Annotated in this window: 13 protein-coding genes; 3 read left to right on the top strand and 10 right to left on the bottom strand. The window is 48.7% G+C overall.

The annotated features are described in order from the left end of the window. Window positions 1-97: 97 nt before the first annotated feature. Window positions 98-736, top strand: a complete 639-nt coding sequence (locus tag GEV47_RS05045; protein WP_153233575.1) for an FMN-binding negative transcriptional regulator — start codon at window positions 98-100, stop codon at window positions 734-736. A 12-nt stretch (window positions 737-748) separates the two neighbouring features. Then, on the top strand, window positions 749-982 hold the full coding sequence (locus GEV47_RS05040) for a hypothetical protein (protein WP_153233574.1): 234 nt from the start codon (window positions 749-751) through the stop codon (window positions 980-982). A gap of 193 nt (window positions 983-1,175) precedes the next feature. Here GEV47_RS05040 and GEV47_RS05035 read toward each other — a convergent pair whose 3' ends face one another. The 10 genes from GEV47_RS05035 to dapC all read right to left on the bottom strand — a co-directional run bounded on the left by GEV47_RS05035 (window position 1,176) and on the right by dapC (window position 12,130). After that, the gene (locus GEV47_RS05035; RefSeq protein ID WP_153233573.1) at window positions 1,176-1,838 is read right to left on the bottom strand and encodes an amino acid ABC transporter permease; all 663 of its coding nucleotides are present in this window, start codon (window positions 1,836-1,838) and stop codon (window positions 1,176-1,178) included. Window positions 1,839-2,052: 214 nt separating this feature from the next. Continuing rightward, on the bottom strand, window positions 2,053-2,895 hold the full coding sequence (locus tag GEV47_RS05030) for a cystine ABC transporter substrate-binding protein (protein WP_153233572.1): 843 nt from the start codon (window positions 2,893-2,895) through the stop codon (window positions 2,053-2,055). A gap of 81 nt (window positions 2,896-2,976) precedes the next feature. Then, window positions 2,977-3,858, bottom strand: a complete 882-nt coding sequence (locus GEV47_RS05025) for a Rossmann-like and DUF2520 domain-containing protein (RefSeq protein WP_153233571.1) — start codon at window positions 3,856-3,858, stop codon at window positions 2,977-2,979. Then, window positions 3,816-5,801, bottom strand: coding sequence for an ATP-binding cassette domain-containing protein (locus GEV47_RS05020; protein WP_153233797.1), 1,986 nt, complete (start codon window positions 5,799-5,801; stop codon window positions 3,816-3,818). Before GEV47_RS05020 ends, GEV47_RS05025 begins: the two co-directional genes overlap by 43 nt. A 394-nt stretch (window positions 5,802-6,195) precedes the next feature. After that, a complete protein-coding gene (gene prmB, locus GEV47_RS05015) occupies window positions 6,196-7,089 on the bottom strand; it encodes a 50S ribosomal protein L3 N(5)-glutamine methyltransferase (RefSeq protein ID WP_153233570.1) in 894 nt (297 codons plus the stop codon). A gap of 11 nt (window positions 7,090-7,100) precedes the next feature. Then, window positions 7,101-8,237, bottom strand: coding sequence for a succinyl-diaminopimelate desuccinylase (dapE, locus tag GEV47_RS05010; protein WP_153233569.1), 1,137 nt, complete (start codon window positions 8,235-8,237; stop codon window positions 7,101-7,103). Window positions 8,238-8,259: 22 nt separating this feature from the next. Beyond that, window positions 8,260-8,613, bottom strand: a complete 354-nt coding sequence (locus GEV47_RS05005; RefSeq protein WP_153233568.1) for an ArsC family reductase — start codon at window positions 8,611-8,613, stop codon at window positions 8,260-8,262. A gap of 134 nt (window positions 8,614-8,747) precedes the next feature. Then, the gene (locus tag GEV47_RS05000; RefSeq protein WP_153233567.1) at window positions 8,748-9,893 is read right to left on the bottom strand and encodes a PilT/PilU family type 4a pilus ATPase; all 1,146 of its coding nucleotides are present in this window, start codon (window positions 9,891-9,893) and stop codon (window positions 8,748-8,750) included. A 134-nt stretch (window positions 9,894-10,027) separates the two neighbouring features. Next, complete coding sequence (gene dapD, locus GEV47_RS04995) at window positions 10,028-10,855, bottom strand: 2,3,4,5-tetrahydropyridine-2,6-dicarboxylate N-succinyltransferase (RefSeq protein WP_153233566.1); 828 nt, start codon at window positions 10,853-10,855, stop codon at window positions 10,028-10,030. 72 nt (window positions 10,856-10,927) lie between these two features. Continuing rightward, window positions 10,928-12,130: a succinyldiaminopimelate transaminase gene (dapC, locus tag GEV47_RS04990; RefSeq protein WP_322741543.1), complete on the bottom strand. Its 1,203-nt coding sequence runs from the start codon at window positions 12,128-12,130 to the stop codon at window positions 10,928-10,930. Window positions 12,131-12,386: 256 nt separating this feature from the next. On the opposite strand from dapC, the gene smc reads away from it, so the two are divergent. Beyond that, the gene (gene smc / locus GEV47_RS04985) at window positions 12,387-15,923 is read left to right on the top strand and encodes a chromosome segregation protein SMC (protein ID WP_322741542.1); all 3,537 of its coding nucleotides are present in this window, start codon (window positions 12,387-12,389) and stop codon (window positions 15,921-15,923) included. Window positions 15,924-15,959: the final 36 nt, after the last annotated feature.

The raw sequence follows: 15,959 nt of genomic DNA, 5'->3' as shown, positions 1-15,959 counted from the left end.
ACAGATGGAGCTTTTATAAATAACGCTAAGACCTTGAACCTTATTCTATAGGATGTCGTATATTATATTTAGATTATTTGTTACGAGTCGTTAAGCCATGTACATACCAAAATATTTCGAAGAAGCTAATATAGAAGTTTTACACGAGCTGGTACGCACTCATCCGCTCGCGACGCTGGTAACGATGTCATCACATGGGCTCAATGCCAATCACATACCTATGTATTTGGTGCAAGAAACCAGTGAATATGGGATTTTGCGAGGACATGTCGCGCGCGCCAATCCGGTATGGCGTGATTTGGTGTCTGAAGTTGAGGCGCTGGTTATATTTCAGGGCGCGGATACCTATATTTCACCATCGTGGTACCAGACCAAGCAAGAACGTGGCGAAGTTGTTCCAACATGGGATTACGTGACGGTGCATGCATACGGCCCATTGCGCGTGGTGGATGATGTCGTTTGGTTGCGAGAATTGCTGAAAAATTTGACAACGCAACATGAGGCGCCGCTTGCTGAGCCATGGTCTATCGCCGATGCGCCGCGAGAGTATATTGACAAAATGATGACCGCGATTATAGGCATCGAGATCGTGATCAGGAAAATTCATGGGAAATGGAAGGTCAGCCAGAATCAACCAGCGCAAAATCAAGAGAGTATCGTAGTCGGATTGCAAGAGCAAAATACGGGCGCTACAGTGGCAATGGCGCAACTAGTTGAACAAGCAGGCAAAAAATAAGGAGTATTTTTTATGTCACAAGATTCACAACAGAATCAAGATATCGCCTATCGTGGGTACACCATTTCCGTTGCTCCGGTCAATGGCGGGCGCGATGGACGTTGGCATGATGCGTATAAAATCATGAAAGGCGATGTGCTGATATCGGAACATAGCAACACCAATATTGTTCACGAAGATTTTGATACTGCGGTCGATAGCAGCATCAATTATGCCAAACTACAAATTGATAACCTGGTTGGATAAGCGCAGATTGCTCTGAGTTGTTCGATAATTTGCAGTATTGACTGTGGAGGCGAGGATGTCACGCACGTTAGTAACTTACAGAGAACCACCTCCGCCACCGGGAGAGCCGCCAAGCCCAGGCCATGGCCCCATCCCCGATCGGGAACCGGTGCCAGATCATAATCCGAGCTGGCAGCTCTGACATGGAGAAGTTCTAATTGGTCTGATGCGCTTGCCCTAATTTTTTTTCCAGGCGGTTTTGCAAGCGTTCAAAACAAAGACTGAGCATCCAGTAAATGACTGCCGCTGCCAGATACAGCGGCAGTGGTCGGAACGTGATCGCGATCACTTCTTTGGTGGCTAACATTAATTCTGTCACGGTGATAACCGAGACCAAAGAAGTATCTTTAATCAGGCTAATCAACGTATTGCTCATCGATGGCACCGCGATACGAATTGCCTGCGGTGCGATGACATGTCGCAGCGTTTGCCAATAATTGAGCCCCAGACTGAAGCTGGCTGCCCATTGACCTTTACTGACACCGACAATTGCACCGCGCAAGCTTTCCGAAAGATAGGCGCTGGCATTCAGACTCAACGCCAAAATACCTGCGGTCAAAGGTGAAAAATTGATGCCGATACTGGGCAATCCATAATAAATGACGAAAATCTGGACCAGCAACGGTGTGCCGCGCATCAGGCTGACGTAAATGGTGGCTGGCCATTGGCACCAGCGTGACGGTAAAATCCGCGCCACTGCTAACGGAAAACCGATTAGCAATCCGCCCAGCATGGATGCAACGGCAAAGACCAAAGTGTATTCCACACCTCTGAGTAATGTCGGCGCAGCTTGTTGCAATAGATCCAGTAATTCCATGATGCCTCGTTTAAAAAATATCCCCGCGGTCATTGTCTCGACGGGGATATTTGTCAGTGCTTACTTTTTGCGCTGGTTTACTAAGTAATTCCAAACAAGCGATTTGAAAACTGCTGCCGTCATCCTCGCGAATGCGGGGATCCACGTTGCGCAAGATGGATTTCCGCGCCCGCGGGAATGATAAGGGCATTTTTTAAATGATAGTTGAGCTTACTTAATGCGCTGCTACCGGGCAGTGATCATCTCTCGATGCAACTGTTGGTTCTTTGCTGACGTCAATGCCAAACCATTTGCATGACGCTTGCTTGAAACTACCATCTTTCATAATTTGATCTATGGCTTGATTTAAAGCAGCTTCAAACTTTGGATTACCTTTTTGAAAAGGGATGCCGATTTTATCGACACTACCGACTATTTGTGCCCCCGGTTTTAATGGCAGGTTCGCATTCTTCAGCAAATAGGCAATCAGCAAACGGTCGTTGAGGGCCGCGTCAATTCTGCCGCTAGCTAAATCGGCCAGATATTCCGGCGCACCTGGATAGGTTTTGACATCAATGCCAGGTACGGCTTTGGCTTTTTGCTCAAAGTTGGTGCCTTGACCAAGACCCAGTTTGAGACCTTTTAAATCTTCCAGAGTCTTAAATGAGCGCGTCTCATTTTTACGGACAATCAACTGCGGACTGGAAAGTGTGTAGGGAATAGAAAAATCAAAGGCTTTTTTACGCTCATCAGTGATGCCAACCTGATTCATGATCACATCATATTTATTGGCAGCCAGGCCAGCCAGAATCCCGCTCCATTCGGTGGTGGTGAATTCAGCTTTGACGCCGAGTTTTTTTGCGATCAGGTTGGCAACGTCGACTTCAAAGCCGACCAACTGACCATTTTTCGGGTCTTTTGAGTTGAATGGAGGGTAAGTTCCTTCCATCGCGACTTTCAACGTGCCACGCGCCTTCACTGTATCGAGCAGGTCGGCCGCGAAGGAGTGTACGGCAAAGCTGGAGATCAGCACTGCGGCAGCAATTTTGGACAGTTTTGATAGAGAGTGGGAGGCCATTTTTATCCTTGGTTAGATTGACGAATTTGCGAAAAAAGGATGTACGGGTACTAAATGGCGATTCTACGCAATTTTCCGCATTCAGGAGGGCAGCTTGTGTTTTTGTTCAGCTAAACGCGATGTTAATTCAATAAATTGTTGATATAACGCCGCTGTTTGGGGCTCCCATTGCAACAATGCTTGATATTGCCGTGTCACGGTCGCGCTATCTCCCCGCGCAATCGGTCCGGTTAATGCGGTTGCCGGACCTGAGCGAAAGGCATTTTCAGCGCTTTCGGTGAGTAACGGGGAGATCAATTGCAGGGCAACGTCCGCCGGAATTCCGGCTTCGATATAACTGCGTTGGGCGGCGTCAATCAAAGTGATCACATAATTGGAGGCAAATACCGCTGCAGCGTGATACAGGATTTTGTTGTCACGCGCGATGTCGACGCAGCGCGCGCCGATAGTCTCGAAAGCGGATATCAAGAAAGCGAGCGCAACGGTATCACCTTCGCAGCCACACCAGGTGTTGCTAAAGTTACTGACAACCTGCTGCGGATTGGCAAAACTGCGGATGGGGTGAATACTGGCGACGCTGGCGCCTTGCAATTTTGCTGCTGACAGTGCATCAGAGGAAAGCGCACCGCTGCAATGAAAAACAATACTATTGCTATTCAACTTGCCACTGGCAGCGAGAGCATCACAACAAGCGCTGATCTGATCATCGCCCGTGCCAATCAGATAGACATCGGCCGGATATAGTTCGGCATAGTCTGCGACAGCACGCCCGTCTCCAATTGCGATGACACTACGCTGACCACTGGCCAGCGAGCGATTCAAGATATCATGTAACTGGAAAGTACCTGATTCGCTCCATAGCTGCGCAAGGGTCTGACCGACCTTGCCGCAGCCAATGATATTGAGAGACTTAGGAGAAATTAATTCCCCAGCTTTTCCAGAGCTTCCTGCAGATCCAGCCATTCTGCCTCCAGTTGTGTCAATTCCTTGGTATAAAAAGTCTGGTCAGCTAACAATTGCGTTAACTCTTTCTTTTTATCTTTATCGTAAATTTCCGGTTCGGCCAGACGCGCATCGACTGTCGCCTTTTGTGCTGCACGCTTGGCGATTTTCTCATCCAGATGTTTGATTTTATTTTCGATCGGCTTTTTCAGCGCGGCGAGCTTTTGGCGCGCATCGGCGTCCAAACGTTTTTGCTCTTTACGATCGACACTGTCAATTGGTGCTGACGCCGCAGGTGCCACTGCGCTAGAGATTTTGGCTGTCGTACCGGTTTTGGGTAAAGATGCCGCTGTATTCGTCGCATCTTTTTTCTCTGCCAACTTAGTTTTGAACAACCAGTCTTTGTAATCATCCAAATCACCATCAAACGGCTGCATTTTGCCATCGGCGACGATGATAAATTGGTCAGTGGTGGCCCGTAGCAAATGCCTGTCATGCGAGACCAATACCATCGTACCTTCAAATTGCGCCAGTGCCATGGTCAATGCTTCGCGGGTTTCCAAATCCAGATGATTGGTTGGTTCATCGAGCAGTAGCAGGTTAGGGCGTTGCCAAACGATTAGTGCCAATGCCAATCGCGCTTTTTCACCGCCAGAAAATGGCGCAATCGAGCTGCTTGCCATATTGCCGTTGAAATTGAAGCTACCAAGGAAATTGCGTAACTCTTGCTCACGTGTGGTTGGTGCGATTTTCATCATGTGCCACAACGGCGACTCGTCGTGACGCAGCATTTCAACCTGATGCTGGGCGAAATAACCTATCGATAAACCTTTACCAAATTGCGCATCGCCAGACAGTGGTGCAAGTTCGCTGGCGATGGTTTTGATGAAGGTGGATTTACCCGCACCATTGACACCAAGCAGACCAATTCGTTGACCGGTTTGCAGTGAAAATTTGATGCCGGAAATAATAACTTTTTCAGTGACATCGTGGCTAGTTTCACTCTCGGTACGATAGCCGGCGTTGACATCTTCCATCACCAATAATGGATTTGGTGCGCTTAATGGCTCACGGAATTCAAACGAAAATTCAGCCGCTGCACGTAACGGCGCCAGTTCTTCCATCTTGGCGAGTGCTTTCATCCGGCTTTGTGCCTGACGCGCTTTACTTGCTTGCGCTTTGAAGCGGTTGATGAAAGATTCCAGATGTGCACGTTGGCGCGTTTGTTTTTCAAGCGCGCTTGCCGCAAGTATCATTTGTGCGGCACGTTGCCGTTCAAATGACGAATAATTACCGGTATAACGCTTCAGTTTGCGCTCGTCAATATGAACGATAACGTTGGTTACACCATCGAGAAAATCTCTATCATGCGAAATAATAATCAAGGTGCCTGCATAACGCTTCAGCCAATCTTCCAGCCAGATAATTGCATCCAAATCCAAATGGTTGGTCGGTTCATCTAACAGCAGCAAATCCGACGGACACATCAGTGCCTGAGCCAGATTCAAACGCATACGCCAACCACCAGAAAAACTGGCAACAGGTTGCGACATTTGCGCCATCGAAAATCCAAGGCCGGTCAATAATTGCTCGCCGCGTGAACGGACAGTGTAAGCATCGGCATCAGCCAGAGCGCTATACAGTTCGCCGATCAACGTGCCGTTGGCAGCACTCTCTGGTTCGCTTTCGAGAAAGGCTAATTCCTCTTCCAGCCGACGCAGGGTAACGTCACCATCAATTGCGTATTCCAACGCTGGCCGGTCCAATGCAGGCGTTTCTTGCGCAACGTAAGCCATGCGCCATTTTGTAGGGAAGTCAATTTCACCTGAGTCGGCATGTAATTCACCACGCAGCATGCCAAATAAACTGGATTTACCAGCGCCATTGGCACCGATCAGACCGATTTTGTCACCAGGATTGAGTGTGACATCGACCTTGTCGAGCAACGGCTTGATGCCGCGCATCAGGGAGACTTGTTGGAAACGTATCATGAATATTCGTTAATATAAGCAGAAAATGGTAGGTAACATAAGCCCTGGTTCAAAAAATCTTGGCTGTTACCTTATAAGAGGCGTGAGTATACTTGGTACTCAGACAGAGATGCGCTTTTGTGAGCAAACTGAGGGTTTTTGCAACACTGGAGTAGCGTAAGCACGATATTTTGTGCCTGCGTTGTGTCTAATTAGGTAAGTTCAGTGCGTAATTTTGAAAATGACCTCGTCATTCCCGCGAACGCCGGAATCCATCTTACGAAACGTGGATCCCCGCGTTCGCGAGGATGACGGCGGTATTTTTCGAATCGATCATTTCATATTGCTTAATCGCTAACTTAATTCATGTGCCTGATTAATTCGATAATTAATCAGGCAATTGATCAGCCGTCAGCAAAAACACCATATCGTCGCCTGCGCTGGTAGTAACCCAAGTCAGCTCCAGATCCGGGAAAGCAGCTTCTGCATAAGCGCGTTCATTGCCGATTTCCACCATCAAAATGCCGCGTGGCGTTAAGCGCTTTTTGGCGCCAGCAACGATTTTTCGCACCAGATCCATGCCATCCGCACCGCCGGCCAATGCGATCTGTGGTTCACGCAAATATTCTTGCGGAAGTTTGTCCATCGAACTGCTATTGACATACGGCGGGTTGGTGATGATCAGATCGTATTTTTTGTCCGGAACGTTGGTGTACAAATCCGATTCAATTAGTGTGATGCGGTCTTGTAAATCATAGTCCTCCACATTGCGTCGCGCGACTGCCAATGCATCGACAGAAATATCAGCAGTATCCACATGCGCATTACCAAAAGCATCTGCCAACATAATTGGCAAACAACCAGAGCCAGTACACAGTTCCAGGATATTGCTGATTTCGTCAGGATTTTGTACCCATGGCGAGAAGTAATCAGGAATTAATTCGGCAATAAACGAGCGCGGCACGATCACGCGTTCGTCGACGTAAAAGCGATAAGACCCCAACCATGCTTCATTGGTGATGTACGCCGCAGGAACGCGATCTGTGCTGCGCTTATCGATGACGGTTAAGACAGCCTCGACTTCTTCTGGTAATAGTCGCGCGTCAAAAAACGGCTCGATTTTATCCAATGGCAGTTTCAACGTATGCAGTATCAAATAAGCCGCTTCATCAAGCGCATTGCTGCTGCCGTGGCCGAAGAAGAGTTCTGCAGTGTTAAAGCGGGTGACCGCATAACGCAGCAAATCACGGATGGTAGTGAATGAGTGGGACGTTATGTTCATATCTTTGGTGTTCATATCTTAGGCAGCAGATTTTCTAAAGTTCGACGATAAATATTTTTGAGCGGGTCAATAAAACGGACTTCAATATGCTCGTCAATTTTATGGATGCTGCCATTGGGTGGGCCAAACTCAATCACTTGCGGGCAAATCTGGGCGATGAAACGACCGTCAGAAGTGCCGCCTGTGGTCGATAATTCTGTTTCGATACCGGTTTCAGCTTTGATCGCATCAGACAATGCTGCGCTCAGATCGCCGCGCGGCGTCAAAAATGGTAAGCCGCCGACCGTCCATTTCAACGTGTATTCCAAGCCATGCTTATCCAGAATGGCATGTACACGTTGTTGCAATCCTTCGACCGTGCTGGCGGTAGAAAAACGGAAATTGAAATCGATCACGACTTCACCTGGAATGACATTGGACGCGCCAGTACCGCCGTGGATATTCGACATTTGCCAGGATGTCGGTAAATAATATTCATTTGCTTCATCCCATTTTTCGGACGCCAATTCCGCTAAAGCGGGTGCTGCCAGATGGATGGGATTTTTTGCCAGATGCGGATAGGCGATGTGACCTTGAATACCTTTGACGACCAACTTGCCGGACATGGTACCGCGTCGACCATTTTTAATCATGTCGCCTAACTCAGCGCTGGAAGTAGGTTCGCCGACAATGCAGTAATCCAGTTTTTCGCCACGTGCTTTCAAGCGCTCGCAAACCACCACGGTACCGTCGGTAGCAGGGCCTTCTTCATCGCTGGTAATTAAAAAAGCGATGGAGCCGGAATGATCGGGACGTGCTTGTGTAAATTCTTCCACCGCAACAATCATTGCCGCAATTGAGGTCTTCATATCTGCAGCGCCACGACCATAGAGCTTGCCATCACGATGGCTAGGCAAAAACGGATCAGACTGCCATTGGTCGCGCGGGCCGGTTGGCACGACATCGGTGTGGCCAGCAAACACCAATAATGGTTGAGTGCTGCCTTTGCGCGCCCATAAATTCGTGACGTCACCGGATTGGATGGTTTCGCAGACAAAGCCTAATGGCTCCAATAACGCAATCAAACGCGCTTGGCAGCCTTTATCTTCAGGCGTGACGGATGATTGAGAAATTAAAGCTTCGGCGAGGGCGAGTGTTTTGCTGGTCATGGTCATTGCTTGGTTTGTTTCTTTATTGATTAAAAATGCGCTGATACAGTTCATCAGAAAAGCCAACGTAAGTATTTTTTCCGGTGAATAAAACTGGTCGTTTGATGATGGATGGATTTTCTATCATTAACGGTGTGGCGCTGACTGCGTCGGTAATTTTTGCACGTCGTTGTTCAGGCAGATTACGCCAGGTCGTGCCTTTGCGATTGACCAACGTATCCCAGGCTATATCAGCCAGCCAGGTGGTGATCAGCTCCTGGCTGACGCCGTCTTTTTTGAAATTATGAAAGGTATAAGCGATTTCCTGCTCTTCCAGCCACGTTCGTGCTTTTTTGACAGTATCGCAATTAGGAATGCCGTATAGAGTAATTGCCATGATGATGTTTATTTAGTATGAAATAGTGCCATGCGTTTTACTCTCCCTCCTACTAGTAGAAGAGAAGTTGTGATGGAATACGCCAACGATATCAGCGAAGTGCTCCTGCTCCTGCAAGCGGAGCGCTTTTGAATTTAAAAATTCAGCGAAAACTCAGTAAATGTTGCGCCTTCGGTTTTTTCCGGTTCGACGACGGGCGCCGGCTCAGCTTTTTTGTTTGGGGACTTCTGATTGTTGATTAACCAATACAAATTGCTCGGTGAATCGGCGTGCGATAGTGCTTCTTGCTGGCTAATGATGCCAGCTTCGATTAATTGCATTAACGCCTGCTCAAACGTCATGGAGCCTGGTGCCAGACTTTTTTCCATGGCTTCTTTAATCTGGCTGATTTTGCCTTCTTCGATTAACTCTGCAATGTAGCGCGTATTTTGCATAATCTCTACCGCCGGAACGCGTTCGCCATCAACGTCTGTGACTAAACGCTGCGAGACGATAGCAGTCAGGGTCGATGCAAGGTCTTCTAACAACGCGGGGCGATTTTCAAGAGGGTAAAAGCTGATCACGCGGTTTAGCGCGCGATAGGTATTGTTGGCGTGTAACGTAGAGACCACCAAGTGACCAGACTGCGCATAGGCTAGTGCCGCCGTCATGGTTTCTTTATCGCGGATTTCACCGATCAAAATGCAATCTGGTGCTTGCCGCAAAGCGTTTCTTAGTGCCGCATTCAAACTATTGGTATCGGTGCCGATTTCGCGTTGATTGATGATAGAACGCTCATTCTTGAACAAAAATTCAATCGGATCTTCCAGCGTCAGAATATGGCCTGTTTGCGTTTTGTTGCGTTCATTGAGCATGGAGGCGATGGTGGTCGATTTACCCGAACCAGTGGCCCCCACTACCAGCAGCAGACCGCGTTTGCGCGCGATCAGTTCAGTTAATACAGGCGGCAAACCGAGCGACTCAAATGGTGGAATATTGGCTGGAATATAGCGAATAACGGCTGAAATATTACCGCGTTGTTTGAATGCGGATAAACGGAAATTGCCCACGCCGGGTACCGGTAATCCCATGTTCAATTCGCCGTCGCGATCGAGGTCTGCCAATTGCGTGCTCGGCACCACTTCTTTGAGCAGCATCATGATGGTCGGTGTATCCATCAATTGCTGATTAACGGCGATTAATTGCCCCTTAATCTTGATATGGATAGGTGAGTCAGCCGTTAAAAACATATCCGCTGCATTTTTTTCCTGCATCAAGCGAAACAAGCGATCCATGGCCATGATGATGTTCTTCTTATGATAAGTTGGTGCACGATTATAAATGAATGGCGATGTGGATTTGAAGAAATCGACACCGCCATTTCGGGCTTACTTAGAGCAGCATTGTTGCGCTTTTCAGCCCAACCTGCGCAAAATTACGCTTCGCGCAGCAATTCGTTGATGCCAGTTTTTGCACGTGTTTTTGCATCCACACGTTTAACGATCACTGCGCAATACAAACTATATTTGCCATCAGCCGATGGCAGGTTGCCAGAAACAACGACCGAGCCGGCCGGGATGCGGCCATAAGTCACTTCGCCGGTAGCGCGATCATAAATCTTGGTCGATTGGCCGATATACACACCCATCGAAATGACCGAGTTTTCTTCTACGACCACGCCTTCAACGATTTCTGAGCGTGCGCCGATGAAGCAGTTATCTTCAATGATGGTTGGGTTTGCTTGCATAGGCTCTAACACACCACCAATACCTACGCCACCAGACAGATGCACGTTTTTACCGATTTGGGCGCAAGAACCGACAGTAGCCCAGGCATCGACCATCGTGCCTTCATCGACATAAGCGCCGATGTTGACGAAAGAAGGCATCAACACAACATTTTTGCCAATGAAGCTGCCGTGACGCGCTACTGCCGGCGGCACTACACGGAAGCCGCCTTTAGCGAAATCTTCGGCGGTGTAATTAGCAAATTTAGTTGGCACTTTGTCATAAAACTGCATGTTGTCGCCAGCCGGCATGACGAAGTTGTCTTCCAGGCGGAATGACAACAAAACTGCTTTTTTGATCCACTGATTCACCGCCCAGTCGCCATCTATTTTTTGCGCTACGCGCAACGTGCCTTGATTGAGTTCGGCGATAACTTTGGCAACTGCTTCGCGGACATCTGCGGGGGCAGTTTTTGGAGAGAACTCAGTGCGTTGTTCCCATGCGTCGTTAATAAATTGCTCTAATGATTGCGTCATGATGTGCTTCTTTAAGTAAGTGATGTGAATAAATAAAATGAATACGTTGCTAACTATGCTGTTCGGTATTGATCAGAGTCCGCGGGCAAATTTAACGATCCGTTGTGCGGCTTCGAGGCATTCGTCGACTTCCGCTACCAACGCCATGCGTATGCGTTGCTGGCCGGGATTGAAGCCATGAGCGTCGCGTGCCAGATAACTGCCCGGTAAAACCGTTACATTATATTCGGCATACAGCCGCTTAGCGAATTCGGTGTCGGAAATGGTGGTGAGCTTATCAACTTTGGCCCACAAATAAAATCCCGCATCCGGCAAGTTAACATCCAGTACTTCTTGTAGCAACGGTGTGACTTGCTGGAATTTGGCGATGTACTTGGCACGGTTTTCGATCACGTGCGTTTCGTCATTCCAGGCTGCGATCGAAGCGGACTGTATGGATGGGCTCATTGCTCCACCATGATAGGTGCGATAGAGTAAAAATTTCTTCAGGATCGCAGCATCGCCAGCAACAAAGCCCGAACGCATGCCAGGAACATTGGAGCGTTTAGATAAACTGGAGAAAGTAATCAGACGCGGATAGCCATCGCGCCCCAGTTTATGCGCAGCTTCAAGACTACCCAAAGGGGCTTCTGCTTTGAAATATATCTCGGAGTAGCACTCATCGGCGGCGATCACAAAGCCATAGCGATCCGATAAGGCAAATAATTCTTTCCAGTCGTCCAGCGTCAGCACTGAGCCGGTCGGGTTGCCGGGTGAGCACAGATAGAGCAATTTGACTCTGGCCCAAACATCGGCAGGTACGCTGCTGTAGTCAGGAACAAAATTACGCGCAGGGTCAGAATTCACGAAATACGGTTGCGCGCCTGACAGATAGGCAGCACCTTCGTAGATTTGATAAAACGGATTGGGACACATCACCAACGCATCGCGATCAGATGGATCAACCACAGTTTGCGCCAATGCAAACAAGGCTTCGCGCGAGCCATTTACCGGCAGAATTTGTGTTGACGGGTTTAACGGTGGTATCGCGTAACGACGTTGTAACCAGTTTGCAATTGCGGCACGCAAAGGTTCTGAGCCGATAGTGCTGGGATACGTCGCCAGCCCATCCAGATTATCCGTCAATGCTTGTTGAATAAATGCTGGTGTCGGATGTTTGGGTTCACCTATGCCCAGGCTGATAGCGCTGTAGGCAGGATTCGGCGTGACGTCGGAAAATAAGGCGCGTAATTTTTCAAACGGATACGGTTGCAGACGGTCTAGTAATGGATTCACGTAGTAATCGATGAAAGGATGGAAGGGGAATCGGGGTACATTGCTTGTTAATATGTTAAATAACAAAGCATTAAACGAACTAAATTACATTATATACAGAAGCGCAAGCGGAGTGATTTGTAGTGCCGTGATTGTCATAATTTTGCATAGTGAATGTTATGATGCAGAATAATTGCGGGGCTGGTTTGCTCGTTCCTTTGGATTTTGAAGTTGGCGGAACTCATTTTCGCTTAATTTGACAGGAAAAATCGATAACGTGCGTTTAACTTCTATTAAATTATCGGGATTTAAATCTTTTGTCGACCCAACCAATTTTCAGGTGCCAGGCCAGTTAGTCGGCGTGGTGGGACCGAATGGTTGCGGAAAATCCAATATTATTGATGCCGTACGCTGGGTATTAGGTGAGTCCAAGGCCTCAGAGCTGCGCGGTGAGTCGATGCAGGACGTTATTTTTAACGGTTCTACCAATCGCAAGCCCGCCGGGCGGTCATCGGTCGAGCTGGTGTTTGATAACAGCATGGGCAAAGCCGCCGGACAATGGGGACAATATGCGGAAATTGCAGTCAAGCGAACACTGACGCGTGACGGCACCTCGACGTATTACATTAACAATCAAGCGGTGCGTCGCCGCGATATTCAAGATATTTTCATGGGTACCGGTCTTGGTCCTCGCGCTTACGCGATTATCGGACAAGGCATGATTTCGCGGATTATTGAAGCGCGCCCGGAAGAGTTGCGGATTTTTCTGGAAGAAGCCGCTGGCGTTTCAAAATATAAAGAACGTCGTCGCGAAACGGAAAATCGCCTCAATGACACCCGCGACAATCTGCTGCGGGTGGAAGATATTTTGCGCGAATTAAATGCGAATCTGGAAAAACTCCAGGCGCAAGCCGCTGTTGCGCAAAAATTCCACGAATTGTCGGGCGATCAGGAAGAAAAACAAAAACTGTTGTGGCTACTGCGTAAGAACGAAGCAAAAGCCGAACAGGAAAAGCATTTCCGCGATATCGAAAAAGCGCAAACTGATCTGGAAGAGCAAACAGCCAAGTTACGGCACGTCGAAGCAGAACTCGAGCACATGCGGCAAACGCATTACGACGCCGGTGACCGCATGCATCAGGCGCAAGGCCATCTGTATCAAACCAACTCCGAAATCGGCAGTCTGGAAGCGCAAATTAAATTCGTCATTGAATCGCGCAATCGACTGCAATCACAACTCAACTCATTAACCGCGCAACGCGACCAATGGCAGCGTCAAGGCACGCAACATCAGGATGAGTTGGCCGAAGCTGAAATGCATCTGGAAGAGTTAGCCGCACGTGTTGAACAGTCGCAGGCGACATCGCAGCAACACAATGATCAACTGCCAGCACTGGAACAGGCGTGGCGTGAGTCGCAATTAAAAAGCACGGAATCGCGTGCCAAGATCATGCAGTTTCAACAGCAGATAGAACTGGAATCTACGCATCAACGCAATGCCTCAAACATTCTCAATGGTTTGGTCGGACGGCGCGAGCGTTTGCAGCAAGAAAAGAGTGGCTTAAATCTGCCAGACAATACGCATCTGACGAATCTGAAGATGCAATTGGAAGAAAAGCAAGCCGGGCAGGAAGAAGTCAGCATGCAGTTGGAAGAAGTCCAGGAACAACAGCCGCGTCTGGAAGAAGAGCGACGTAGTGCGCAGCAACAAGTGAATACCGAAACGGCGAATAACGCGCAGCTGGAAGCACGCTTAACGGCACTGAAACAATTGCAGGAAAATGTACAGAGCCAAGGCAAAGTACAGCCGTGGTTGCAAAAGCACGAATTGGCTGAGTTGCCGCGCTTGTGGCAGAAGCTAAACATTGATCAGGGCTGGGAAACTGCGCTGGAATCGGTATTGCGCGAGCGGACTTCAGCATTGGAAATGTCGAATCTGGATTGGGCAAAAGGATTTTTCAACGATGCACCACCGGGGAAGCTGGCATTGTTTTCGCCAAATAGCATTGCTAGTGGTGCGTCAACAGCCAATGCAGACACGCCTTTCGGCTTCAAACCATTTTTGAATCTGCTGCAATTAAACGATCCGGGTTTGCGCGCCCTGATGCAAGATTGGCTGCACAATGTTTTTGCCGCAGACGATACGATAACTGCATTTGCTGATCGCAGTAAATTGCCACTTGGCGCATGTTTCGTGACGCGTCAAGGTCATGTGATCAGCAAAACCAGCGTGCGTTTTTATGCTTCGGATTCAGAACAAGACGGCATGCTGGCGCGCCAGCAGGAAATTGATAACATCACCAAGCAACTCCGTGCCCAGCATATGTTGGCAGATGAAGCGCGTGCCCGTTCGGTACGCGCCGATGCAACGTTGACGCAGGCGACACAACGCTTGCAGGAACTGCGTCAGCGCCACAACGGTTTGACGCAAGCGGTACATGGTTTGCAAATCGAGGTAATGAAATTATCTGAATTGCAGGAACGCTTCAATCAACGCAGCACGCAAATCGCTTCGGATCTGGCTGAAATTGCAGCGCAAGAAACTGAGCAGCAGCAAGTCAAAATGGAATCTGAGGTCAAGTTTGAACAGCTTGATGCCGAACTCTCTGAAATGCAGGAAAAGCATGAAGACGGTCAGACCACCTATTTGCTGAAAGAGCAGCAACTGAACGATGCGCGTAATCGTCTGCGCGAATTAGAGCGCAGTGCGCAAGAAACTGAATACGCCGAAAAAACGCATCGGAACAAGATAGAAGAATTAAAACGCAGTATCGCCACCGCCTTAGAGCAGGCGGCGCAACTTTTCGCCAATATGCAGCAAGGACATTTGGAGCTGGAAAGTCTGGACGATCAGGCAGCGCAAGCGGGTCTGCAGGACTTGTTGGATAAGCGTACCGCACAAGAACGTGCGTTGGCCGATGCGCGACATGAACTGGATCAGGTCTCACAAAATCTGCGACAGCATGATGAAGCGCGCATGCGCGCCGAACAAAGTCTGCAACCGCAGCGCGACCGTATCATGGAACTGCAATTGAAAGAGCAGGCGGCGCGTTTAAATCAAGAACAATACGCTCAGCAATTGGTTGAATTCGGTGCTGATGAAGTGGCATTGAGTGAAAAATTGCACGCGGACTTACGTCCTTCGTATCTGCAAGGCGAAGTGACGCGCTTAACCAATGCAATTGCTGCTTTAGGTGCGGTTAACCTGGCGGCGCTGGATGAGTTGGCCCAGGCATCCGAGCGCAAGAATTTCCTCGATGCGCAAAATGCTGACCTGACAGAAGCGATCAATACGCTGCAAGATGCGATCCATAAAATCGACAAGGAAACGCGCGAATTATTGCAAGATACCTTCGATAAAGTGAATCATCATTTCGCCGAATTGTTCCCGATTTTATTTGGCGGTGGTCAGGCTAAATTGATTATGACTGGCGATGAAATTCTGGACTCTGGTGTTCAAGTGATGGCACAGCCACCAGGTAAAAAGAATGCGACGATTCATTTGTTGTCCGGTGGTGAAAAAGCATTGACTGCGACAGCTTTGGTGTTCTCGATGTTCCAGTTGAACCCGGCACCATTCTGCTTGCTTGATGAGGTTGACGCGCCATTAGATGATGCGAATACCGAGCGCTTCTGCAAGATGGTTAAACAGATGTCAGCGCATACGCAGTTCCTGTTTATTTCGCATAACAAAATTGCGATGGAGATGGCAAATCAATTGATTGGCGTGACGATGCAAGAGCAGGGCGTATCGCGCATCGTGGCGGTGGATATGGAATCGGCGAGAGGATTTGCGGAGTCAGTGGCGGCTTAGAATAGGCCACTGGTTTGGCATCCGTATATCCCTGCT

The sequence above is a fragment of the Glaciimonas soli genome (genome assembly GCF_009497155.1).
In the GTDB taxonomy this organism is placed as follows: Bacteria; Pseudomonadota; Gammaproteobacteria; order Burkholderiales; family Burkholderiaceae_D; genus Glaciimonas; species Glaciimonas soli.
Note: the sequence above shows the minus strand (reverse complement) of the source record. Positions and strands in the feature narration are given on the sequence as shown.